Consider the following 22557-nt stretch of genomic DNA (forward strand, 5'->3'; position numbering starts at 1 on the left):
TTAACCTCGCTTCCGGCGCCAGGGGGCATTTCGCTGTACGGTATTCTCCTGTAGCGGCATTACCACGCTGGCAAACTCCTTCATCACCCGGCGGTAGACGTCCCGTTTAAAGGAAACCACCTGGCGCACCGGATACCAGAAGCTCACCCAGCGCCACCCGTCGAACTCTGGGGTGCTGCTGGTTTGCATATTGATATCCGCGTCATTGCACATTAACTGCAGAAGAAACCACTTCTGTTTCTGGCCGATACAGACCGGCTTTGTGTCCCAACGCACCAAACGTTTTGGCAATTTATATCGTAACCAGTTTCGGGTAGAGGCAAGAATGCGGACGTCCTTGCGGTGCAACCCCACTTCCTCAAAGAGTTCGCGGTACATCGCCTGTTCCGCCGTTTCCCCGGGATTGATGCCTCCCTGCGGGAACTGCCAGGAGTGCTGACCAAAACGTCTGGCCCACAATACCTGTCCCTGCCTGTTACAAATTACGATACCAACATTCGGGCGGTAGCCATCATCATCGATCACTGGACTACCTCAAACTAAAAACTCGGATGTTCTGATTGTTTCACACTCCTTACAGGCGGTAAACCACTGGTTTGTGCCCTTACTTCTCCTCTGTTACGGGATAACTTAGCTCAAAAGTCAAAGTTATAAACAGAAGAGGGCCAAGTTTGCCGATCTTATTCACGTTTTCTGTGGATAGCTTTGTGCAGAACCCGGTTAACAGATGGGGAAAACTTTCTTAACGCCTCAATCCCGACCGGCCAGGTTTTTATTTAACTAATTATAAATTATAGAAATTATTTGGTTATCCCGCGAATTTATTACGCGTTCATTCTGCTGTCATAACTGCCAGATCCGCAGGTGGCGAAAGATCCACCACCCGACGATTTATCCACAGCATATGCCGCTTCCTTGTGCACTTAAGGGTGAAAAAGCGAGAAAAGTCGTGCCGTCAAGGCTGTAAATCGAAACAGTGTTCAGTCTGAAAAGCAGTTATCCCATTTTTCTGTGGATAACAGGGTGTAAGATCCTGTTCATTGTCGGTGTCTAACCGGGCATAACCTGAAACGCGCTGAGAGCCTCTGGCGAGATCGGCAAAAAAACGCATGATTTATCATGCTATTATTGCCCTTTGTTCCCGTCAGCTCTCTTCTGACAGACGGGGGAAATAAGTGTGGTTATTTTTTGTACAGTGTGGGTAAAAATATGATCCAGGCTTTTCTGCCGGTGCCGCCACCGGAAAACGAGGCCCGGCTGCTTGAGCGGGCCAGCCAGCTTGCAGGCTATACGCTGGGGGAACTCGCGCTGCGTGCCCATCTTCCCATCCCAAAAGATTTGAAGCGGGATAAAGGGTGGGTAGGCATGATGCTTGAACTCTACCTGGGCGCCAGCGCAGGCAGCAAGCCGGAACAGGATTTTGCCGAGATCGGGGTTGAGCTGAAAACGATCCCGATTGATGCGCAGGGCCGCCCGCTGGAAACCACCTTCGTCTGCGTTGCTCCGCTGACCGGCAACAGCGGGGTTGTCTGGGAAACCAGCCATGTACGCCACAAGCTGGCGCGCGTCCTCTGGGTGCCGGTGGAGGGAGAGAGGCAAATCCCGCTGGCTCAGCGCCGGGTTGGCGCGCCGCTGCTCTGGAGTCCCGATGCAGAAGAAGAGAGCCTGCTGCGCCGGGACTGGGAAGAGCTGATGGATATGATTGTGCTGGGCCAGGTCGACCAGATCACCGCCCGTCATGGCGAAGTGCTGCAAATACGTCCTAAAGCCGCCAACAGTCGTGCGCTGACCGAAGGTATAGGCAAAGACGGCCAGCCGGTTATGACGCTGCCACGCGGTTTTTACCTCAAGAAGACGTTTACCGGCCCGCTGCTGGCGCGCCATTTTCTGCTGTAAGCCCTGCGCTGATTAACGGCGGGTTATACTTTTCTTTTTTTCAGGATACAGGATCTATATGTTTGACTGGATTGCAGATCCCAATGCCTGGCTGGCGCTGGGAACGCTGACGATTCTGGAGATCGTCCTCGGTATTGATAATATTATTTTCCTTTCTCTGGTGGTAGCCAAACTCCCCGCAGCTCAACAGAACGCCGCCCGTCGTCTCGGTCTGTGCGGCGCGATGCTGGTACGCCTTGGGCTGCTGGCATCGATTGCGTGGGTCATCCAGCTGACCGAACCGTTATTCACGCTGCTGGATCACCGCTTTTCCGTCCGCGACCTGATTTTATTACTGGGCGGCTTATTCCTACTGTGGAAATCCAGTAAAGAGATCCATGGAACCATTGAAGGCGAAGAGGAGCAGGAGAAAACTCACGTTCACTCATTTATCGGCGCTATTGTGCAGATTATGCTGCTGGATATTATCTTCAGCCTGGATTCTGTTATCACCGCCGTTGGCCTCTCCGATCATCTGATTATTATGATGGCGGCCGTGGTGATTGCCGTTATGATCATGATGTTTGCCGCCCGCACTATTGGCGAGTTCGTTGAACGTCACCCGACCGTTAAGATGCTGGCGCTCTCCTTCCTGATTCTGGTGGGCTTTACGCTGATCCTCGACGGCTTCCATGTACATGTGCCAAAAGGCTATATTTATTTCGCCATGTTTTTTTCAATGTCGGTGGAATGTCTCAACCTTATGCGCGGAAAAAAGCGTACTCTCTGAACAGAGGCTGGCCGGAGTATCCGTCCAGCCCCGCTCTGTAATATCACTTTACGAAAAAAGTCAATGGCGTGGCGTGCTTGAGGCCTGTTTTCAGAGTTATGAGGTTACTTCCGCGGCGCAAATACGTTATTAATAGCGCATTGGATCAACAATCTTCGGGAGCAGAGAATGAGATATGTGTTTGGCGCAGCGGCACTGATACTGACGATGCTGGTCAGCGGGTGCAGCAGCGATTACGTCATGGCCACCAGGGAAGGTAAAATGATCATGACGCAGGGCAAGCCTGAAATTGATGAAGAGACCGGCCTGGTCAAATACACCGACGGATCGGGACACGAGCTGCAAATCAACGGTGATGAAATTTCCTCCATCGTTGAGCGCTAAGTTGTATTACGCCACCTGCCCTTGTTCTTCAGGTGGCGAAGCGCACACTTCCCGATAAATCCCCCCTTCCCCCTGCTGCGCCCGGCGGTTATAGTCGATAGCCGGACCTGAGCGCGAGCCGCGATATGACGGCATACAGGCCATACGCGATGCTCAGGTTCTACCTTTAATAATGAAAAAAGGAAGCCGGCAAATGCACTATCATCGTATCCCCCACAGCACACTGGAAGTCAGCCAACTGGGGCTGGGCACCATGACCTTTGGTGAGCAGAACAGCGAAGCCGACGCTCACGCGCAGTTAGATCTGGCCGTTCGTTCCGGCATTAACCTGATTGATGTCGCAGAAATGTATCCGGTGCCGCCGCGCCCGGAAACCCAGGGATTAACCGAACAATACGTTGGCAGCTGGCTGAAGGCCCGCGGCAACCGCGATAAAATCGTGCTCGCCTCTAAAGTTTCCGGTCCGAGCCGGGGCAGCGACGCCGCCATTCGTCCTCATCAGGCGCTGGATCGCAAAAACATTCGTGAAGCGCTGGATGCCAGCCTGAAGCGGCTGAACACGGACTATCTGGACCTTTATCAGCTGCACTGGCCGCAGCGCCCGGCCAACTATTTCGGCAAGCTGAACTACGAATATAGTGACGCCACCAGCACGGTTACCCTGCTGGAAACGCTTGAAGCGCTGAACGAACAGGTTCGTGCCGGGAAAATTCGCTACATTGGCGTCTCGAACGAAACGCCGTGGGGCGTGATGCGCTATCTGCAGCTGGCGGAAAAGCATGAACTTCCACGCATGGTCAGCATTCAGAACCCCTACAGCCTGCTGAACCGCACCTTTGAAGTCGGGCTGGCGGAAATCAGCCAGCACGAAGGCGTGGAGCTACTGGCCTACTCCTGCCTGGCTTTCGGTACGCTGAGCGGTAAATATCTGAACGGGGCGAAACCCGAAGGCGCCCGCAATACGCTGTTCAGCCGCTTTACCCGCTACAGCGGTGAGCAGGCGCAGCTGGCGACCGCCGAATACGTGGCGCTGGCACAGAAGCACGGCATGGATCCGGCACAAATGGCGCTCGCTTTTGTTCGCCAGCAGCCGTTTGTGGCAAGCACTCTGCTGGGGGCCACCACGCTGGCGCAGCTGCAAAGCAATATCGACAGCTACAATCTGACGCTGGAGAACGAAGTGATGCAGGAACTGGAGGCGATTCACCAGCGCTACCCGTTCCCGGCCCCCTGAGGCGCCGGCAGCAGCCTGTCAACCGGATGCCTGACGTCCGGGGCAGATAAAGCCTCCCGCGCCGCCTGCGGCGCGGGGATTGCGGTTAAGATTTACGCCTTAATGCAGGAGGGAATCCACGATGTTTTCCCCGGAAACGCTAACTCTCAGATCCTTTTGCTACGCTTTTGCGCCAGCTGCCAGCCCCAGAGCACGGCAATAGCCAGCGCAAACAGCGCCCCGAAACCGACGCCTGTCGCCACCGGCGGCGCGCCAAGTTTCACCGCCAGCGAGTAGCAGCCGAGCATCAACAGCATGGCACCGTTTTCACCCAGATTTTGCACCGCTATCGCGTTTCCGGCCCCCACGCTCTCCTTGCCGCGCATTTGCAGCAGCGCGTTGAGCGGCACCACAAAAAACCCGCCCAGCATACCGATGACGATGAGCAACGCGTACGCGCCTGCGCTGGTATGTTGTAATGAAAAAGCGATAACCGCCACGCCGATTAATACGCCGGCAGGCATACAGCGCCCTACCGTTTTCAGCGTGACCAGCTTCGCCGCCGCTATCGCGCCCACCACGATGCCAATCGCCACCATCGCATTCAGCAAAGTGGGCGTTTTATTATCGGTAATGCCGAGCGCCACCGGCACCCACAGCACCAGCAGAAAGCGCAGCGTAACCCCCGCGCCCCAGAAGAGGCTGGTCCCGACCAGCGAAAAGCGTGTTTCGCCATCCCGCCAGAGCGTGCGACAGGCGCGGAAAAAGCTGAGGGACATCCTGTAGGGGTGCCACGGCTGACCCGGCCTGGCGGCCGTCAGCACTGGTATCAGCATATTGGCCGCCACCGCCAGACCGTAAGCCACCACGCAGGCAATCAGCGCGCCCAGCAGATGCCAGTCCGCCAGAACGCCGCCAGCGATGGAGCCCAGCAGAATCGCCGCAATGGTGGAGGACTCCATCAGCCCGTTTGCCTTCACCAGCGTGTCGCCGTTGGTGATTTCGCCCAGGATGCCATATTTTGCCGGCGAATAAGCCGCCGCCCCGATGCCGACCAGGCCGTAGCCAATAAAGGGATCAAAACCGAAGCAGATGGTCAGCGCGCCCAATAGCTTCAGGCCGTTGGCAAACATCATCACCCGCCCTTTGGCAAAGCTGTCCGCCACCTGGCCCACGAAGGGTGCCAGAATGATGTAAGTGGCCACAAACACCATCTGCAAAACCGGCTGGCTCCAGTCGGGATAGACCTGCTGCTTCAGCACCGCCAGCGTGGCAAAAAGCAGGGCATTATCCCCAAACGCCGAGAGAAACTGCGCGGCAATAACCGCCAGCATTCCCCGGGAAAAAAGCCCGTTATCGGAGGTGTCACGCATCGGTTTGCTCCGGCTGCTCCGCCATGCTGCGCAGGGTGACAAAATCAGGCTTGCCGCTGCCAAGCAGGGGAAGCTGCTGCAAGACGCGGATGTCGCGCGGCACCGCCAGTTCCGGCGCACCCAGCTCGCGTGCGGCGCGCAGAAGCTGTTCTCTGGTCAGCTCGCTATCGGTGGTGAAGAGCACCAGCGCCTCGCCACGGTTGCCGTCGGGCCGCATTGAGGCGGCGTGCTGTTTTTCACCGGAGGCGGTGAGGGCCAGCTGTTCAACCGTTTCCAGCGACACCATCTCTCCGGCGATTTTGGCGAAGCGTTTTACGCGCCCCTCGATCTTACAAAAGCCCTGCTCATCAAAGCTGACAATATCACCGGTATCGTACCAGCCCGGCTCCATCTGGCCTTCGCCGTTATCCGCCTGGGGCGTTTCCAGCACGCCGGGGTTCTCAACGCGCAGGTAGCCCTTCATGATATTGGGCCCCCGCAGCTGAAGCAGCCCGCCCTGCTCAATGCCCGGCACCGAAATCAGACGGGAATCCATACCTGGCAGGATGCGCCCGACGGTATGGTTTCTGGCCGCCATCGGCACGTTAATCGCCACCACGGGCGCGCACTCCGTGACGCCGTAGCCCTCCAGAATGCGGATGCCGAATTTATCCATCCAGGTCTGACGCGTACCTTCCTGAAGCTTTTCCGCCCCGGCGACCACGTAGCGCAGGCGGGCGAAATCATAAGGATTGGCGAAGCGGGCATAGTTACCCAGGAAGGTGGAGGTTCCAAAGAGCACGGTACAGTTACGGTCATAGACCAGTTCCGGCACGACGCGGTAATGCAGCGGGCTGGGATAGAGGAAAACCTGCGCGCCGGTCATCAGCGGCGTGAACAGCCCCACCGTCAGGCCGAAGGCATGAAACAGCGGCAGCGCTGACATAAAGCGATCGCGCGGGGTAAAATCCGCTACGGTGCGGATCTGTTCAACGTTCGCCAGCAGGCTTTTGTGCGAATGGACAACCCCTTTCGGATGCCCTTCTGAACCCGAGGTGAAAAGCACCATCGCGGCATCTTCAGGCTGCTGCTCTACCGCCGCCAGCCGTGGCAGCAGCAGGCGGCTCAGCACCCAAAGTTTATCCTGAGTGGTGACGGTGTCTTTTAAATCCTCCAGGTAGATCCAGGTTACCTGAGTCACTTCTTCCGGCAGATGCCAGAGCTTGCCCTTATCCAGAAACTGTCGTGAGGTGAATACGGTTTTCACCTTTGAAGCACTCAGCGCGCTGCTGAGTCCTTTCACACCGGCAGTATAGTTAAGCATGGCCGGCACGCGGCCCCGCATTGAGGCGCCGAGGATCGCAGCAGCGGATACCGTCGCGTTAGGCAGCAGCAGGCCGATATATTCCCCCGGCGCGGTGTAGCGTTCCAGAATCCGCCCCACGCCGAGCGCCTTTTTCAGCAGGCCGGTATAGCTGTCCGGCTTAAAATTCACATCTTCAATGCAGGGCTTGAACAGGCCGTAGCGCGTGCGGGCAGCCAGAAAAGCTTCATAGAGCGTTTCACGCGGGCGCACCGCCATGCGGGCTTCCATCATGATGTGATGAAGATGCTCGCCGGCCAGCCTGCGGCGCTCGCGCGCTTTTGGCGCTTCCGGCATCGGGATCAGCGTGGCGGGCAGCACGGTCAGGCTGATGCGGGGAAAGAGGCGGCGCTTGAAGATGCCCGCCAGGCGGCCAAACGGCGTGAACTCCGCCCCTTCAATACGCACGGGCACCAGGGTCGCCTGGGTTCTGGCAGCCACAAATCCGGCCCCGTCATAAATTTTCATTAAGGAGCCGGTGACGGTAATGCGTCCTTCCGGGAATATCACCACGGGCCGTCCCTGATTAATTTCCCTGATCAGGTGCTTAACGGACATTGGCCTGGCCGGGTCAAGCGGGACGATATTAACGACCTTGCGCACCAGCTTCATGTACCAGCGATCGCTGATGGAGCCGTAGATGGCAAAGGTGGGCTTCACCGGCAGAAAAGCCGCCATCAGCGCGCCGTCAAGAAAAGACATATGGTTAGGGACGATCAGCACCTTTTCCCGTGACAGCGGGGAGAGATCGCCCTTCAGTCCTGTGCGGTAAAAAAGCCTGAAAACCAGCCGTAAAAAAGAAAAAAGCATGCCAGCTCCTTAGCAGCAAAATGATGGCTATAACCATGCCGGATAAGGCAGTACAACTCAACGTTCAGAGGGGAATATTTGCAGGGAAGGAGGAAGCAGCCGCCGCGCTGCTGCACGGCGGGTTGTAATCGGCCTTTACGCATCAGCCGCTGTGGCTGGCATAAAGCGCGTCGGGAGCGATGTTCATATGTTTGAGGACGGGACCGATGATATTGCCAAAGATGGGCGCGGCGACCGTACCGCCGAAGTGGTCATCGCCGCCAGGATGGTTGACCACCACCACCAGCGCCACCTCCGGATGACTGGCGGGTGCCACGCCAGCGGTGTAGTTAATATAGCCGCCGTCATATTTGCCGCTATCACCCATCTTCTCCGCCGTACCGGTTTTAATCGCCATGCGGTAGCCTGGCACGGCGGCGCGTACCCCGCTGCCGCCGGGCAGCGCATCACTTTCCATCATATGGACGACCGCGCGCACCGTCGCTTCGTCGGCTACGCGTTTTCCTATCACCGGCGGCGTGACTTTGGTGATGGAAAGGGGACGGTAGAGGCCAAAGGAGCCCAGCGTGGCGTATTCGCGGGCAATCTGCAACGGCGTCACGCGCAGCCCGTAGCCAAACGAGAAGGTCGCCCGCTCAATATCGGCCCAGCGCTCGCGGTGCAGCGGAAAGTAGCCGACGCTCTCGCCGGTCAGCCCCAGCCCGGTCGGCTTGCCCAGCCCGAAAGCATGGTAGGTGTTCACCAGCGCTTCCGCCGGCATGGCCAGCGCGATGTGGGAGACGCCGATATCGCTCGATTTCTGCAAGATGCCGGTCATGGTCAGGCGCGGCCAGTGTCCGACATCGCGGATCAGATGGCCATTAACGCGATAGGGCGTGGTATCCAGCACCGAATCGGGCCGCACCAGCTTGCGCGCCAGCCCTTCCATTACCACCAGCGGTTTAACGGTGGAGCCGGGCTCAAAGCTGTCGTTGATCGCCACGTTGCGCATCTGGCTCGGCGAAACATCAGCAAAGTTATTCGGATTAAACGACGGATAAGAGGCCATACCGAGGATCTCCCCGGTGTCTATTTTGATCATCACCGCCGCGCCGGAATCTGCCTTGTTCAGCAGCACGCCGTCGCGCAGCGCGCTATAGAGGGTGTACTGATCAAATTTATCGATGCTGAGCTGTATCGTCGGGGCCTGACGTGGCGGCTCATAATTGAGCATAGCGATAATGTGCCCGTCGGCATCCTGACGGTATTTCTCCACGCCCGGCGTGCCCTGAAGCACCTTATCAAATCCTTTTTCCAGCCCGTTCAGCCCCTTATTATCCGCGCCGACAATCCCCAGCAGCGGTGCCGTAGCTTCACTCATCGGATAGAAACGGCTGTCGTCGTAGCGGGAGCTGATGCCGGCCAGGTGAAGTTTGGCGATATCCTTGGCGATGCCCAGCTCAATCTTGCGGCCAAGATAGAGGAAACGTCGCCGTGGGTTCGCTTTAATTTGCGCGGAGATTTGTTCAGGACGTTGATCGAGGGCGTTGGCAAGATAAAGCCATCTGGCGTCGGTAAAGTCGGGGTTAGCTTCCAGTACTCGCTTCGGATCGGCAATGATATCGCGCGACGGCACGCTCAGCGCCAGCGCTTCCCCGTTGCGATCCAGCAGCGTTCCCCGGTTGGTCGGCAGCGTGACGGTGCGCAGCGAGCGCTGATCCGCCTCCTTTTCCAGCATCGGATGGTTGATAAGCTGCAAATCGGCTACCCAGCCCAGTAGCAGCAGCATACAGCCGACCACGCCCAGGCACATCACCCGAAAACGGACGGGATTGAACGGCGAGCTGGCCTGACCTTTTGCCCCTGATTTTTTTAAGCGCGACATGATTTTTTTCTGCTGTGGTTAGCGGAGTAACAGGCGGTGAGTTATATAAAAAATGCGCCAGAGAGAACAGCGGAACTCTGTATCAGATCGTGATTCTGGATAAAAAAAACCTGCGCATCTGCGCAGGTTGGTGAAACAAAGTCTGAAAACTGTTTGATGTTCACCCATCAATACCTCTGGGACTGAAACTGTAGCAATCCGACGTGCCGCTTCGCCAGCCAGGATTCGCAACAGTTACCCGCAAAATGTAACCAGGCGTGTGATTCTTAAACAGTTTTGCAATCTTTCGCTTTTTCTATCTCAACCAGGCAGCTCATGGCGTTAGGTCCCTGGGTCAGCGACGAGGTGCCGATGTCCAGCGTCAGGACGTTGGGATTCCCGGCGCGGTCATAAGGCTGCCACGCCTGGCCAAACCCCGGGTCGAACCAGGCACCGGTGGCGATCAGGACGACGCCGGGCGTAACGCCATCGGTCAGCCTGACGCCCGCCAGCATCCGGCCCCGCTCATTCGTCACTTCAATCACATCACCGTCCGCGATTCCGCGCGGGGCGGCATCATCATAGTGCATCCTCAGCGTTTCATGACCGGCCGTTTTGGCGGCCTGTACCGACGGCGTGGCGTCCATCTGGCTGTGCAGCCGGTCAGCGGGTTGAATGGAGATCATATGCAGCGGGAAGCGGTCGCTGATTTCCGCGCCCAGCCACTCTTTCGGCGGCTGCCATTCCGGGTGTGGTGCAAAATCATCAAGCTGATAGCCAGCAATCGTCTCGCTGAAAAGTTCGATTTTGCCGCTGGCGGTGTTAATCGGATGGGCTACCGGGTCCTGCCTGAACTCTTCCATGAAGATAAAAGGTTTTTCGCCTTCCGGCACTTCCACATAGCCCTGCTCCCAGAAGCTCTGGAACGCCGGCCAGTGCATACCTTTACGCTCATGCGCAGCGGCACACTGCTGGTAAAGATGCTCGATCCACTGCGCTTCATTACGGTTTTCGGTAAAGGTGTCCCGGTAGCCCAGGCGTTCCGCCAGGTCGGCAAAAATATCAAAATCGTTGCGGGCCTGATGCTGTGGCCTGATTGCCTGGTGCATCGCCAGCACAAAGCGATCGCGGGAGGAACCGCCGATATCGTTACGCTCAAGCGAGGTGGTCACCGGCAGCACAATATCCGCCATCTTCGCGGCGGGCGTCCAGACAATGTCCTGCACAATAACCGTATCCGGGCGCTGCCAGCCTTCCACCAGCCGGTTAAGCTGCTGATGGTGATGGAAAGGATTGCCGCCTGCCCAGTGGATAAGGTGGATATCGGGGTAGTGATGCGTTTCGCCCTGGAAGCGGTACGGCGCGCCGGGATTAAGCAGCATATCGCTGATGCGGGCGACGGGAATTGCCTGGTCCGCAATCGGGTTCACGCCGGTCGACATCAGCGGCGCCGGGCCTTCAATACGCGGGTTTCCGACGCTGTTCATTGAGCCATGACCGAAAGAGAAACCGGCGCCCGGCAGGCCAGGCTGGCCCAGCATGGCGGAGAGCGCGATCATCATCCAGTAAGGCTGCTCGCCACGATGCGCACGCTGGACGGAATAGGAACAGGTGATAAAGCTGCGTCTGCCCGCCAGCTGTTTTGCCAGCTCAACAATGCGCGATGCCGGAATACCGGTGATCTCACTGGCCCACTGCGGCGTTTTTGGCGTGCCGTCCTCAACGCCGAGCAGGTAGCGACGCAGCTGAGGATAACCGACGCAGTGCGTTTGCAGGAAGGTCTGATCTACCGCGCCATTGCGCTCAATTTCATAGCCGATCGCCAGCATCAGCGCCACGTCCGTATTCGGGCGAATCGGGATCCATTCTGCATTGACGAATTCAGGGCAGTCATCGCGCATCGGGCTGATATTGATAACTTTAGTGCCCTTCGCCGCCAGCTGAAGCAGCGCCGGCTTCAGGCTGTGCTGACCCGCGCCTCCCGAGGCAACCTGGCCATTTTTCAGCGCCAGCCCGCCAAAGGCGACAAAGATGTCACAGTGTTCGATTACCTGCGGCCAGTCGGTCACGCGGCCGGTCAGCGGCATATAGGTACCAATCACATAAGGCAGGAAAAACTGCGCCGCACCCCAGCTGTAGTTGCCCTGCTGATCGATACCGCCGCCGCCCTGAAAGTAGAAACGGCGCACCAGCGTGCGGGCATGATTGACGCGTCCGGCGGATGACCAGCCGTAGGAACCGTTAAAAATCCCTGCCGCGCCGTAGCGATCGCGTACCCGCCGGTTCTCTTCCGCCACCAGATCCAGCGCCGTCTCCCAGTCCACTTCGACAAAATCTTCGCGCCCGCGCAGCGTTCTGTCGCTCTTTTCACGCGATTTGAGCCAGGAGCGCCGCACCATGGGCTGGCGAATACGCTTATCGGAATAGACCAGTTCCGGAATGGTATTCAGCATCGGCGACGGATCCTGGTCGGCAAAGAAGGGTTCACAGCGCAGCAGTTTGCCCGCTTCCACAACGGCGTTAAAGGCGCCCCAGTGGGCGAGATGCGGTACTTTTTTTACAGTCATGAGCGAGTCCGGCAGGCATTATCTTTTTCGTGAAGGTCAGAATACCATTTTTTCCCGGCCTTGCGTCCTCTGGCGCGCCGGCAATCATCTGCGACGCTCCGCCCCGGCGGCGGGAGAATTTATCCAGCTTTGCGACGTCGCTGGCATTCTGTCTGCTTGAAGTCATCCGGAAATTCCGCAACACTTAAGGCAATGTAAACGCTTACCCAGGAAGGCCCTTTACCCTATGGCTACCATTAAGGATGTTGCCAGACTTGCAGGCGTTTCCGTCGCCACCGTGTCCCGCGTGATCAACCATTCTCCCAAGGCGAGCGAAGCGTCACGGCTGGCGGTAACCCAGGCGATGGAAGAGCTTCACTATCATCCAAACGCCAATGCGCGCGCCCTGGCCCAGCAGTCGACCGAAACGATGGGGCTGGTGGTGTGTGACGTTTCCGATCCCTTTTTCGGCGCGCTGGTCAAAGCGGTGGAAGAAGTGGCCTATGGAACCGGAAATTTTCTGCTGATTGGTAACGGTTACCATAATGAGCAAAAAGAGCGCCAGGCGATTGAACAATTGATCCGTCACCGCTGCGGCGCGCTGATCGTCCACGCCAAAAAGATCCCGGATGCCGAGCTGATTGGATTGATGAAGCAGATCCCCGGCATGGTGCTGCTTAACCGCACGGTGCCGGGTTTTGAGGATCGCTGTATCGCCCTTGACGATCGCTACGGCGCCTGGCTGGCGACCCGCCATCTGATCCAGCAGGGGCATACCAATATCGCCTGGATCAGCTCCAACCATCCTATCTCCGATGCTGAGGATCGTCTCCAGGGCTATTACGATGCGCTGAAAGAGCATAATCTGCCCTGCAACGATCGTCTTGTCGCGCTGGGTGAACCGGATGAAGTCGGCGGCGAGCAGGCGATCACCGAGCTGCTGGGACGGGGGAAAAACTTTACCGCCGTCGCCTGCTATAACGACTCGATGGCGGCGGGCGCGCTGGCGGTGCTGAGTGATAACGCGGTGCGGGTGCCCGAAGAGATGTCGCTGATTGGCTTTGATGATGTGCTGGTATCGCGCTATGTGCGCCCTCGCCTGACGACGGTGCGTTATCCTATTGTCACTATGGCGCAGCAGGCAGCAGAACTGGCGCTGGCGCTGGCAAACAGTCAGCCCCGGCCGGAAGTTACCAATATGTTCAGCCCGACGCTGGTACGTCGGCACTCCGTCGGCTCGCCGGGTTAACCGGGACAGCGCAGCGCGGCTCATGGCCGGGTGCTCCCCCGCCCGGCGGGCTTCGTCGCTCAGGCTGGCTTATCCGGCCCGCAGCGGCTGGTGATAGAGCCGCACCGCCCTGTCGGGATAATCCAGCGCGTCGCCGATATAGCGCCAGCCGAAGCGTTCGTAATAGTCCGCACAGGCGGAATAGAGATAGAGATCCGCATAGCCGCGCTGACGGCTTTCTTCCCTTACCCGCTGCTGGAGCTTTTCGCTTATCCCGCGCCCACGGCAGCCCTCATCGACATAAAGCGCGGCCAGCCACGGGAAGAGATCCTGACGGCTGATCAGATCGCAGCGCCACAATCCCACCGTCCCCACCGCGCGATCGCCCTCAAGGGCGACGAAAGTGAGGGGCAGATCGCTTCCACTCAGGCTGCTTTGCAGGATGCTGGCAAAAAACGCCCGGCTGTTACCGCTGCCAAACGCCGTGAAAAGCCACTCCGTAATCTGATCACGGTGCGCCAGCGCTTCAGCCAGCGGCACGATGGTCAGCGCCGTCACACCAGCTTGCCCTGAAAAATAGGCACGGATTCAAACAGGTAGCCGTCAAAATCGGGCGCGTCCGCATCCGACAGTTCCAGCAGTGAATTTTTCACATTTTCGAGATGCTGCCACATCGCCTGCCAGGAACCCATGACGTCCCGGCGGCGCAGCGCGGCAAGAATGGTCTGATGATCGCCCAGCCATTTCAGGCGATAGGGGCGCGTTTCAATATGGCTGCGGAGCTGCTGCCACAGCGGATTGTTTTCATGGTGCCGCCAGATGCTGGTCACCGTATCCAGCAGCATCTGATTCTGCGTCGCCCCCGCCAGCAGCAGGTGGAATAACTTATCGTTATCCTGGCTGCAATCGTTAACGGCGATCGCCTTCTGTTCCTGCTCGAGAATTCGTTTGAGGTTTTCGATGTCGGCTTTAGTGGCCATTTTGGCGGCAAAGGCGGCGATATTGCTCTCCAGCAGTTGACGCGCCTGGAGCATTTCGAAAGGCCCCACGTCGCTGCGGAAGAACGCCTCTTCTTCATCGCTGCTTTCGGAAGGAATACGCATCACGTAGACGCCGGAGCTCTGACGAATATCGACGGTGCCCTCCAGCTCCAGCATCAGCAGCGCTTCACGCACGATGGTGCGGCTAACGCCCCAGGTTTCGGCTATATGCCGTTCAGGAGGCAACCGCGAACCGACGGGATACTTCCCGTCGGTAATTTGCTGGCGCAGATGTTGTCCAATTTCCTGATACTGCTTTTTTTCCTGTCCAGGCGCGCCCTTTTCCACTTCATTCACCCTTAACTCATTGACGAAAATCGCTATCCCGCCGCGCAGAGCCGTGTTGCCAGGCTTTTTTTCTGCGGGCCGGAACGCTTTCCTGCCCGCCACAGACGAGTTTCTGGTGCTAGTTTACCAAAGCCAGCGCCTGATCGAGGACTTTTGCGCCATTAAGAGTGCCATAAGCTTGAGTATCGATCACCGCAATCGGGATTTGATAGCCGTCGGTGAGCTTACGGTTTTCATCCAGCTTGAAGCGCACCTGCGGTCCCAGCAGCACAACCGCGACGTCTGCGCCGTAGCTTTGCAGTTCGTCACGCAGGTTTTGTTCAGGAATGGCATAGATCTGATACTCCAGGCCCCGCGCCGCCGCTTCTTTTTCCATCCGGGTCACCACCATGGAGGTGGACATGCCTGCCGCGCAGGCCAGAACGATACGTTTCATTGCGACTCCCTATTTCTCTTCATCATCAATATTAATCACCAGCTGGCGCGTGTCGCGAAGCTGCCGGTACCAGTGCGCCGACTTCTTCATCCGGCGCTGGCGCTGGTTTTCCAGCTCGATCTCAATCAGTCCGTAGCGGTTTTTAAACGCATTCATCGGCGAAACGTTGTCAGTAAACGCCCAGAGCATATAGCCCTGACAGTTCGCCCCGTCCGCCCGCGCCTTCAGCGCCTGGTGGAGGTGTTCCCCAATAAAGGCGATGCGGTAGTCGTCCTGAATTTCACCCTGTTCATTTTTAAACTGCGCTTCGTCCTCAATGCCCATACCGTTTTCGGCCACAAACCAGGGGATATTGTCGTACTCGTTCTTTAACCGCATCGCCATGTCGTAAATGATGCGGGGCTGGATTTCCCAGCCGCGGGACTTATTCATCCTGCGGCCCGGCAGCTCAAAAGGCTCATAGTAGAAGGCGGGATGAAATGGCGTTTCCGGGTTCCAGGCCCGCGAAGGCGCCTTCACCCGGTGCGGATAGTAGAGGTTAATGCCCACTTCATCGACGCGATGACGGGCTATCAGCGCCAGCTCCTCGTCATCGTAATCCCACTGAATTTGATGTTTCGCCAGCAGCGCCATCAGCTCTGCGGGATACTCTCCTTTGATCGCCGGGTCGAGAAATACGCGGTTGAAAAACAGATCGTAAATCCTGGCGGCTGTCACATCATGCGGGGCGCTGGAGCGAGGGTAAGTCACTTCCGGATTGAGAATGGTGCCCACCGTACCGCTGTAGCCTTTTTCACGAAACAGCTTGATCACCTTCGCCGTCGCCAGGTTTTTATGATGGTTCCACTGCATCCATTTGTCGGTGTTTTGCTCGTAAGGCCAGCGCAGCGCGTCAAGATAAACGCGGGTCTGTACCACTATGGGTTCGTTGAAGGTAAACCAGCGCGTCACTTTACCGGCATAGCGCTCAAACACCTTTTCCGCGTAGCGGACATACAGCTCCACGACCTTTTTTGATCCCCAGCCGCCATGCTGTTCCAGCAGCGCGGCGGGCAATTCGTAATGCTCCAGGCAGAGCATCAATTCAATCCCCTGCGCCTGCAACTCATCGATCAGCTTGTCGTAGTAAGCCGCGTACTCCTCATCCACGACAGCATTTTCATAGTCGGTCAGAAAGCGCGACCAGTTGATGGAGGTGCGGAAATGCGTCAGGCCAGACGCCTTCATCAGCGCCACGTCTTCCTGATAGCGGTTGATAAAATCCGTGGCGACCGCCGGACCATAGCCGTTATGCCAGACATGGCGATCGTTTTTGTACCAGCTATCCAGCCAGGAATCCTGCCCCGCTTTTTTCCCACTCCAGCCTTCGGTCTGCCAGGCCGATGCGGCCGCCCCCAGAATAAAATCATCAGGAATAGTTAGGGTCTGCTTGCTCATCCTTCCTCCTCAGTTCTGAACCAGTTCGGGCTGCATCGCTTTTGCTTCCGCCGCTTCTGCCCGCCGCGCAGCAATTTTTACAAACGGCAGATAGACCAGAATGGATACCAGTATGCAGATAATTTGTGTTACTACGGCGCCCATTGAGCCAGCGGTAGAGAGCCAGGCATTGATAATCGGTGGCGTGGTCCAGGGCACCATTACCACGGCCTTGCCGGCAAATCCCATTACCGTGGCGAAGTAGCCAATAGAACCGGTGATCAGCGGCGTAATGATGAACGGGATCGCCAGGATTGGATTAAGCATGATCGGCATCCCGAAGATGACCGGCTCGTTGATGTTGAACAGGCCGGGACCAAAGGAAAGCTTGGCGATCTCCCGCATCTCTTTTCGTTTGGTTGCCAGCATGACCGCGCTGAGCAGGCCGATAGTCAGTCCCGAGCCGCCGATGCTCATATAGACGTCCCAGAACGGCATCGTGATGATATTTGGCGCTTCAATGCCCTGCTCAAACGCATTCATATTGACGAGGATCGCCCCCAGCAGCAGCGGCTCGCGGATCGGTTTCACCATCTGGTTACCGTGAATACCAATAACCCAGAACAGCTGGGCAACGAACATCAGCAGCAGAATGCCCCAAAGGCTCTGCACGACCGACTCCAGCGGCTCCTGTACGACTTTATAAACCGCGTCGTAGAGATACATGCCGCTAACGCGGTGGAAGATAAAGCCGAATGTTGCAATAGCGGTGACGGTGATGATCGCCGGGATCAAGGCCGAGAAAGAGGCCGCCACGTTTGGCGGCACCGTATCCGGCATTTTGATTTTCAGCCGGTCAACATTTTCCAGGCGACAGTAAATCTCAACGGAGAGAATGGCGATAAACATGCCGAGAAACAGGCTCTTGGTATCCGAGAACTGTTTCGCCAGCACGTCAGTGACCACCTGCATCTGCCCTTCAACCAGCATTGTCAGGGTGGTCGGCGTGACGGCGATAAAACAGATGATCGCCAGCAGGCCCGGGAAAAGCGTTTTAATGCCGTTAATTTTGCCAAGCTCAATGCCGATCAGAAAGACGGCCCCGATATTAAGAAAGCTCAGCGTGGCGTAGTTGATGCTGGTGGTGATCGGTTTCAGCTCGGCCAGAAAGGCCAGCGACTGAAAGCTTGCCAGCCCGTTTTTGCTGTCCAGCACCATGTTGGACATCAGCACCGAGAACGCGCCAACGATGATTACCGGCATCAGGGTGATAAAGGAAGCCTTAATCGCCATGATGTAACGGTAGCTGTTGAATTTGGTGGCAAAACTTCCCAGAGAGTCGATAAGTCGATCCTGTAAAGACATGCGTCATACCTCAGAAGTAAGTGGTCAGGCGTCCCGGTTTTTTTAAGCGCTGGCGAATTTCCGTTCACTTGGCATACCAAAAGTAAACCAACTCACTTAATTTTCTGTGATTAAACTCGCAGAAGAGGATATTGGCATTCCGATATGATGTACTTACGATATTTGGCATACCAATAAACGGAGGCGGTGATGGATTTTGAGCAGACGATGATGGAGCTGTTGATTAATGCGGGCGAGGCACGCTCCCATGCGATGAACGCCATTCAGTGCGCACGCAAACGGGAGTGGCAGCAGGCTGACGACGCGCTCGCCGCCTCGCTCGAAGCCTCAAAGGGGGCGCATCATATTCAGACCCGGCTGATCGGCGCGGATGAAGGCTGTGGCAACGTGCCGGTGACGCTGATCCTGGTGCATGCGCAGGATCATCTGATGAACGCGATGCTCTGCCGGGATCTGGCTGAGGAGATCGTCCTGCTGAGAAAAGAGATGTTTAGCTAAGGCAGGATGCTTACAACGGAAAGGGACTGCCCGGGGTTTGCGAAATCAGGCTGACAACCCTCGCTCTTTGTTACGCGCTGAACGGCGGACAGTCAGGGGGCGAGCGGTAGAGTATAAAGGTGCCGCCGCGCCCCGTAGCCCGTTAAGGCTGATACGATCTGCCGGTTCAGGGAAGACGCGGGTAGGCATCCGCGATCGCATCGCCGGTGAACCTGGCAATCCACCCTTCCTGATTGTCGAAAATGCGTATCGCCGTAAAGTGCGGTGACGATCCCATATCAAACCAGTGTGGCGTCCCGGCGGGCACCGAGATCAGATCGTTCTTTTCACAGAGAATCTGATAAATGTGGCCATCAAGATGGAGGCAAAACAACCCGGCGCCTTCCACGAAAAAGCGCACTTCATCTTCGCCGTGCGTATGCTCTGAAAGAAACTTCGTGCGCAGCGTCTCCTTCTGAGGGTTGTCGGCGCGCATGCTGATCACATCCCAGCTCTGATAGCCCTTTTCCGCCACCAGCCGATCGATGGCGTGCTGATAGGCTTCAATCACTTTTTCAGGCGCGGGATCGGCCCCCAGATCGCGATCGGCCTCCCAGCGCTCAAAGCGCACCGCTTTGGCATTCAGCTTCTGGCGGATCGCGTCGGCGTCGGTACTCTGCCAGACCGGCGTGGTGGCTTCGCTGTCGGTAAAAATAGTCAGTGCGCTCATTGGGAAAACCTCTCCAGGTTGATCTGATCAAAACGGTTGACCTGCTGATGGCGGCTTTCGCTGTCCGCGTCGCCACGTATCAGCTGTAGGGTGTGCCAGCCCGCTTCCTGTGCGGCATCCAGCTCCTGACGGATATCGGACAGAAACAGCAGCGCGTCGGGTGGCAGCCCGGTTTTTGCGGCGATAGCGCGGTAGGCGTCCGTTTCACGCTTTGCACCTACGTGCGTGTCGAAATAGCCGCTGAACAGCGCGGTGATATCCCCTTCATCGCTGTAGCCAAACAGCAACTTCTGCGCGGCGACGGAGCCGGAAGAGTAGACATAGAGGTCAACGCCCTGCTGCCGCCAGGCCCGTAAGGCGGGCAGCACGTCCGGATAGAGATGACCGGTAAAGCGCCCGCTCAGATAGCCATCGCGCCAGATCATGCCCTGTATGGCCTTCAGCGCGGTGGATTTACGATCCTCATCCATAAAGCTGAACAGCACGCTAATCAGATCCTCAACGCCGGCCTCTGGCTGACCGATCTCATCGCGCAGATCGGTCAGCGCGCCAGCCACATCGTCTCGATGCTGAAAGCCCGCCACAAACGCCGCCATATTTTCGCGGGCGTAGGGAAAAAGCACGTTATGAACGAAGCGAATATCGCTGGTCGTTCCTTCAATATCGGTCACTATCGCGCGGATCATCTGGCCTCCAGCACACGACGTTGTAATTCACACTGGAAGAGAAATTCCAGCCCCTCAAGATGGCGTCTGGCCTCGTTCACGTCGCGGCCCCAGCAGGTCAGCCCGTGACCGCGCAGCAGAAAACCGTAGCGTAACGGCGACTGCTCTGCAAAACGGGCAATCCGCTCTGCCAGCGCCTCAATATCCTGATCGTTGTCAAAGAGCGCAACAGGTACAGCTTCAAGATGCGAGCTTTGTCCGGCGAGCGTTTTCTGCATTTCGTAACCTTGCAGAACAAGCGCGCTGCCCTTCTCAATGCGCGACAGCACCGTTGAGTTAACCGTATGGGTATGAAGCACCGCGCCCGCGTCGGGAAAGAGGCGATAAATCAGCGTATGCAGCCCGGTTTCCGCAGAAGGTGTGCGGCCCGAAGGCGCGCGGTTGCTGGCAATCTCAACCGGGATAAAATCATCGCGCGTCAGGATGCCTTTATCTTTACCGGACTCGCTCAGCAGGCAGAAAGCCGCATCCTGGCGTACCGACATATTGCCGCCGGTGGCGGGCGCCCAGCCTTTCTCACCAATCCAGTGACAGGCGGCTACCAGCTGATCCAACTGTGAACTTGTGGCCATAAGGTTCCTTATCGTGACCGGCGTTACCCGGCTCCGCAGCTGCATTTAGACGTCTAAGCGTCTTGATTGCCAAATAGTAGCATCGACGCTATAGTGGCAGCAACAGAGGTTTACCCATTCCCACGCCGGCAGCGGCGAAGAGACATAACGATTCGCAAGGTTACTTACCCATGAGCCAGACGTCGTTGACGCCAGAGAGCAAGTTACCTGCTCTTGGCACTACTATATTCACGCAGATGAGCACTTTGGCGCAGCAGCACAACGCCATCAACCTCTCGCAGGGCTTTCCCGATTTTGACGGCCCCGCCTACCTGAAAACCCGTCTGGCGCATCACGTCACCACAGGGGCAAACCAGTATGCCCCGATGACCGGCATGGCCCCGCTGCGCGAGGCGATTGCGGCAAAAACCGCGGCGCTTTACGGCCATCAGCCGGACAGCAACAGCGAAGTGACGGTGACCGCTGGCGCAACGGAAGCGCTCTACGCAGCGATTACCGCGCTGGTGCGGCCAGGTGACGAAGTGATCTGCTTCGATCCCAGCTACGACAGCTATGCGCCTGCGGTGACGCTGGCCGGTGGCGTAATGAAGCGCATCGCTCTCCAGCCGCCCGCCTTCCGCGTCGACTGGCAGGCCTTTGCGGCACAGCTCTCATCCCGGACGCGTCTGGTGATCCTCAATACGCCGCACAACCCTTCCGCTACCGTCTGGCAGAAAAGCGATATCGATTCCCTGTGGCAGGCGATTAGCGCACGGGAAATTTACGTGCTGAGTGATGAAGTCTACGAACATATCTGCTTTGCCGAAGCGGGTCATGCAAGCGTGCTGGCTCATCCACAGCTCCGCGAACGCGCGGTGGTGGTCTCCTCATTTGGCAAGACGTACCATATGACCGGCTGGAAGGTCGGCTACTGCGTGGCGTCCCCGGCCCTGACGGCGGAAGTGCGTAAGGTGCATCAGTATCTGACCTTCTCGGTCAATACGCCTGCGCAGCTGGCGCTGGCGGATATGCTGAACGCCGAGCCGGAACATTACCGGGAGCTGCCTGAGTTCTACCGGGCGCGCCGCGACCGCTTTGTGCAGGCGCTGGCGAAAAGCCGCCTTGAGATCCTGCCGTGTGAAGGCACCTACTTTCTGCTGGCTGACTACAGCGCCATCTCCGATCTGGACGACGTCGCCTTCTGCCAGTGGCTGACAAAAGAAGCGGGCGTAGCGGCCATTCCGCTGTCGGTCTTTTGCGCCGATCCCTTTCCCCATAAACTGATCCGCCTGTGCTTCGCCAAACAGGAAGCCACGCTGGACGCTGCCGCGGAGCGCCTGTGTCAACTCTGAAACTGACCCTGTTACAACAGCCGCTGGTCTGGATGGACGGAGAAGCGAACCTGCGCTTTTTCGACAGTGTGCTGAGCGATCTTAAGGATCGCGATCTGATCGTGCTGCCGGAGATGTTTACCACGGGCTTTGCGATGGAGGCGGCGAAAAGCTCGCTTCCTGAAGCCCGCGTTATTGCATGGCTGCATGAAAAAGCGCAGGCTGCCGACGCGATGGTCGGCGGCAGCGCGGCAATTCAGACCGGACGGGGAGCGGTAAACCGCTTTCTGCTGGTGACGCCGGAAGGCGTGGTGCATCGCTATGACAAGCGGCATTTGTTCCGCATGGCTGACGAGCACCACCACTATCTGGCCGGTGACCGCCGGGAAATTATCGAGTGGCGCGGCTGGCGGATCCTGCCTCAGGTCTGCTATGACCTGCGCTTTCCGGTCTTTTCCCGCAGCCTTAACGACTACGATCTGGCGATCTGCGTCGCCAACTGGCCTGCGCCACGCGCCGCACACTGGCAGGCGCTGCTGCTCGCCAGGGCGATTGAGAATCAGGCCTATATGGCGGGCTGTAACCGCGTCGGCAGCGACGGCAACCAGCATCACTACAGCGGCGACAGCCGGATTTTCAGCCCTCAGGGTGAGACGCTGGCCGCCGGCGAGCCGCATCAGCCCGCGATCCTGCATGCTGAGCTGTCGCTGGAGCAGCTGCGGGAATACCGCGAACGTTTCCCGGCCTGGCGGGATGCGGATGCGTTCAGCCTGACTGGCCTATAGCGTTTTCAG

General features: G+C 57.6%; 21 protein-coding genes. 8 read left to right on the forward strand and 13 right to left on the reverse strand.

What is annotated here, in order from left to right; all coding sequences use genetic code 11:
* Entirely contained in the window at positions 1–525 is a 525-nt protein-coding gene (gene rppH / locus AAH446_RS16600; protein WP_342907781.1) for an RNA pyrophosphohydrolase, read from the reverse strand.
* A gap of 684 nt (positions 526–1209) precedes the next feature.
* Here rppH and mutH point away from each other — a divergent pair.
* The 4 genes from mutH (at position 1210) to AAH446_RS16620 (ending at position 4283) form a co-directional block, all read left to right on the forward strand.
* Positions 1210–1896 (forward strand): DNA mismatch repair endonuclease MutH, encoded by a 687-nt coding sequence (mutH, locus tag AAH446_RS16605; RefSeq protein ID WP_342907782.1) that lies wholly within the window; start codon positions 1210–1212, stop codon positions 1894–1896.
* A gap of 58 nt (positions 1897–1954) precedes the next feature.
* Complete coding sequence (locus tag AAH446_RS16610; RefSeq protein WP_342907783.1) at positions 1955–2665, forward strand: TerC family protein; 711 nt, start codon at positions 1955–1957, stop codon at positions 2663–2665.
* Between the two features lie 168 nt (positions 2666–2833).
* Positions 2834–3049: a YgdI/YgdR family lipoprotein gene (locus AAH446_RS16615; RefSeq protein ID WP_342907784.1), complete on the forward strand. Its 216-nt coding sequence runs from the start codon at positions 2834–2836 to the stop codon at positions 3047–3049.
* Positions 3050–3242: 193 nt separating this feature from the next.
* On the forward strand, positions 3243–4283 hold the full coding sequence (locus tag AAH446_RS16620) for an NADP(H)-dependent aldo-keto reductase (protein WP_342907785.1): 1041 nt from the start codon (positions 3243–3245) through the stop codon (positions 4281–4283).
* Between the two features lie 146 nt (positions 4284–4429).
* Here the strand turns inward: AAH446_RS16620 and lplT are convergent, their stop codons facing one another.
* The 4 genes from lplT to AAH446_RS16640 all read right to left on the reverse strand — a co-directional run bounded on the left by lplT (position 4430) and on the right by AAH446_RS16640 (position 12197).
* Positions 4430–5635 carry a lysophospholipid transporter LplT gene (lplT, locus tag AAH446_RS16625; RefSeq protein WP_342907786.1) on the reverse strand — a complete coding sequence of 402 codons (1206 nt, stop codon included), beginning with the start codon at positions 5633–5635 and terminating at the stop codon, positions 4430–4432.
* Positions 5628–7787: a bifunctional acyl-ACP--phospholipid O-acyltransferase/long-chain-fatty-acid--ACP ligase gene (aas, locus tag AAH446_RS16630; protein WP_342907787.1), complete on the reverse strand. Its 2160-nt coding sequence runs from the start codon at positions 7785–7787 to the stop codon at positions 5628–5630. Before aas ends, lplT begins: the two co-directional genes overlap by 8 nt.
* A gap of 142 nt (positions 7788–7929) precedes the next feature.
* Positions 7930–9651: a penicillin-binding transpeptidase domain-containing protein gene (locus tag AAH446_RS16635; RefSeq protein WP_342907788.1), complete on the reverse strand. Its 1722-nt coding sequence runs from the start codon at positions 9649–9651 to the stop codon at positions 7930–7932.
* Positions 9652–9917: 266 nt separating this feature from the next.
* On the reverse strand, positions 9918–12197 hold the full coding sequence (locus AAH446_RS16640; protein ID WP_342907789.1) for a molybdopterin guanine dinucleotide-containing S/N-oxide reductase: 2280 nt from the start codon (positions 12195–12197) through the stop codon (positions 9918–9920).
* A 226-nt stretch (positions 12198–12423) separates the two neighbouring features.
* On the opposite strand from AAH446_RS16640, the gene galR reads away from it, so the two are divergent.
* Positions 12424–13425 carry an HTH-type transcriptional regulator GalR gene (galR, locus tag AAH446_RS16645; protein WP_342907790.1) on the forward strand — a complete coding sequence of 334 codons (1002 nt, stop codon included), beginning with the start codon at positions 12424–12426 and terminating at the stop codon, positions 13423–13425.
* Positions 13426–13494: 69 nt separating this feature from the next.
* On the opposite strand, the gene AAH446_RS16650 is transcribed toward galR, so the two are convergent.
* The 5 genes from AAH446_RS16650 to AAH446_RS16670 form a co-directional block, all read right to left on the reverse strand.
* The gene (locus tag AAH446_RS16650) at positions 13495–13953 is read right to left on the reverse strand and encodes a GNAT family N-acetyltransferase (protein WP_342907831.1); all 459 of its coding nucleotides are present in this window, start codon (positions 13951–13953) and stop codon (positions 13495–13497) included.
* A 5-nt stretch (positions 13954–13958) separates the two neighbouring features.
* Positions 13959–14732: an FCD domain-containing protein gene (locus tag AAH446_RS16655; protein ID WP_342907832.1), complete on the reverse strand. Its 774-nt coding sequence runs from the start codon at positions 14730–14732 to the stop codon at positions 13959–13961.
* A 118-nt stretch (positions 14733–14850) separates the two neighbouring features.
* On the reverse strand, positions 14851–15168 hold the full coding sequence (locus AAH446_RS16660; protein ID WP_342907791.1) for a PTS sugar transporter subunit IIB: 318 nt from the start codon (positions 15166–15168) through the stop codon (positions 14851–14853).
* A gap of 9 nt (positions 15169–15177) precedes the next feature.
* Positions 15178–16605 carry a glycoside hydrolase family 1 protein gene (locus AAH446_RS16665; protein ID WP_342907792.1) on the reverse strand — a complete coding sequence of 476 codons (1428 nt, stop codon included), beginning with the start codon at positions 16603–16605 and terminating at the stop codon, positions 15178–15180.
* A 9-nt stretch (positions 16606–16614) separates the two neighbouring features.
* Positions 16615–17949 carry a PTS sugar transporter subunit IIC gene (locus AAH446_RS16670; RefSeq protein ID WP_342907793.1) on the reverse strand — a complete coding sequence of 445 codons (1335 nt, stop codon included), beginning with the start codon at positions 17947–17949 and terminating at the stop codon, positions 16615–16617.
* A 189-nt stretch (positions 17950–18138) separates the two neighbouring features.
* Here AAH446_RS16670 and AAH446_RS16675 point away from each other — a divergent pair, with 189 nt between their 5' ends.
* A complete protein-coding gene (locus AAH446_RS16675; protein ID WP_342907794.1) occupies positions 18139–18447 on the forward strand; it encodes a PTS lactose/cellobiose transporter subunit IIA in 309 nt (102 codons plus the stop codon).
* A gap of 166 nt (positions 18448–18613) precedes the next feature.
* Here AAH446_RS16675 and AAH446_RS16680 read toward each other — a convergent pair whose 3' ends face one another.
* From AAH446_RS16680 to AAH446_RS16690, 3 genes are read right to left on the reverse strand one after another with little or no spacing between them, the layout of a single operon-like run.
* Complete coding sequence (locus AAH446_RS16680; protein ID WP_342907795.1) at positions 18614–19156, reverse strand: 1,2-dihydroxy-3-keto-5-methylthiopentene dioxygenase; 543 nt, start codon at positions 19154–19156, stop codon at positions 18614–18616.
* A complete protein-coding gene (mtnC, locus tag AAH446_RS16685; RefSeq protein WP_342907796.1) occupies positions 19153–19842 on the reverse strand; it encodes an acireductone synthase in 690 nt (229 codons plus the stop codon). Before mtnC ends, AAH446_RS16680 begins: the two co-directional genes overlap by 4 nt.
* On the reverse strand, positions 19839–20453 hold the full coding sequence (locus AAH446_RS16690) for a methylthioribulose 1-phosphate dehydratase (RefSeq protein ID WP_342907797.1): 615 nt from the start codon (positions 20451–20453) through the stop codon (positions 19839–19841). Before AAH446_RS16690 ends, mtnC begins: the two co-directional genes overlap by 4 nt.
* Positions 20454–20623: 170 nt before the next feature.
* On the opposite strand from AAH446_RS16690, the gene AAH446_RS16695 reads away from it, so the two are divergent.
* On the forward strand, positions 20624–21784 hold the full coding sequence (locus AAH446_RS16695; protein ID WP_342907798.1) for a pyridoxal phosphate-dependent aminotransferase: 1161 nt from the start codon (positions 20624–20626) through the stop codon (positions 21782–21784).
* Positions 21772–22548, forward strand: coding sequence for an amidohydrolase (locus tag AAH446_RS16700; protein WP_342907799.1), 777 nt, complete (start codon positions 21772–21774; stop codon positions 22546–22548). Before AAH446_RS16695 ends, AAH446_RS16700 begins: the two co-directional genes overlap by 13 nt.
* Positions 22549–22557 lie beyond the last annotated feature (9 nt).

The sequence above is a fragment of the Erwinia psychrophila genome (assembly GCF_039023475.1).
Classification (GTDB): domain Bacteria; phylum Pseudomonadota; class Gammaproteobacteria; order Enterobacterales; family Enterobacteriaceae; genus Erwinia.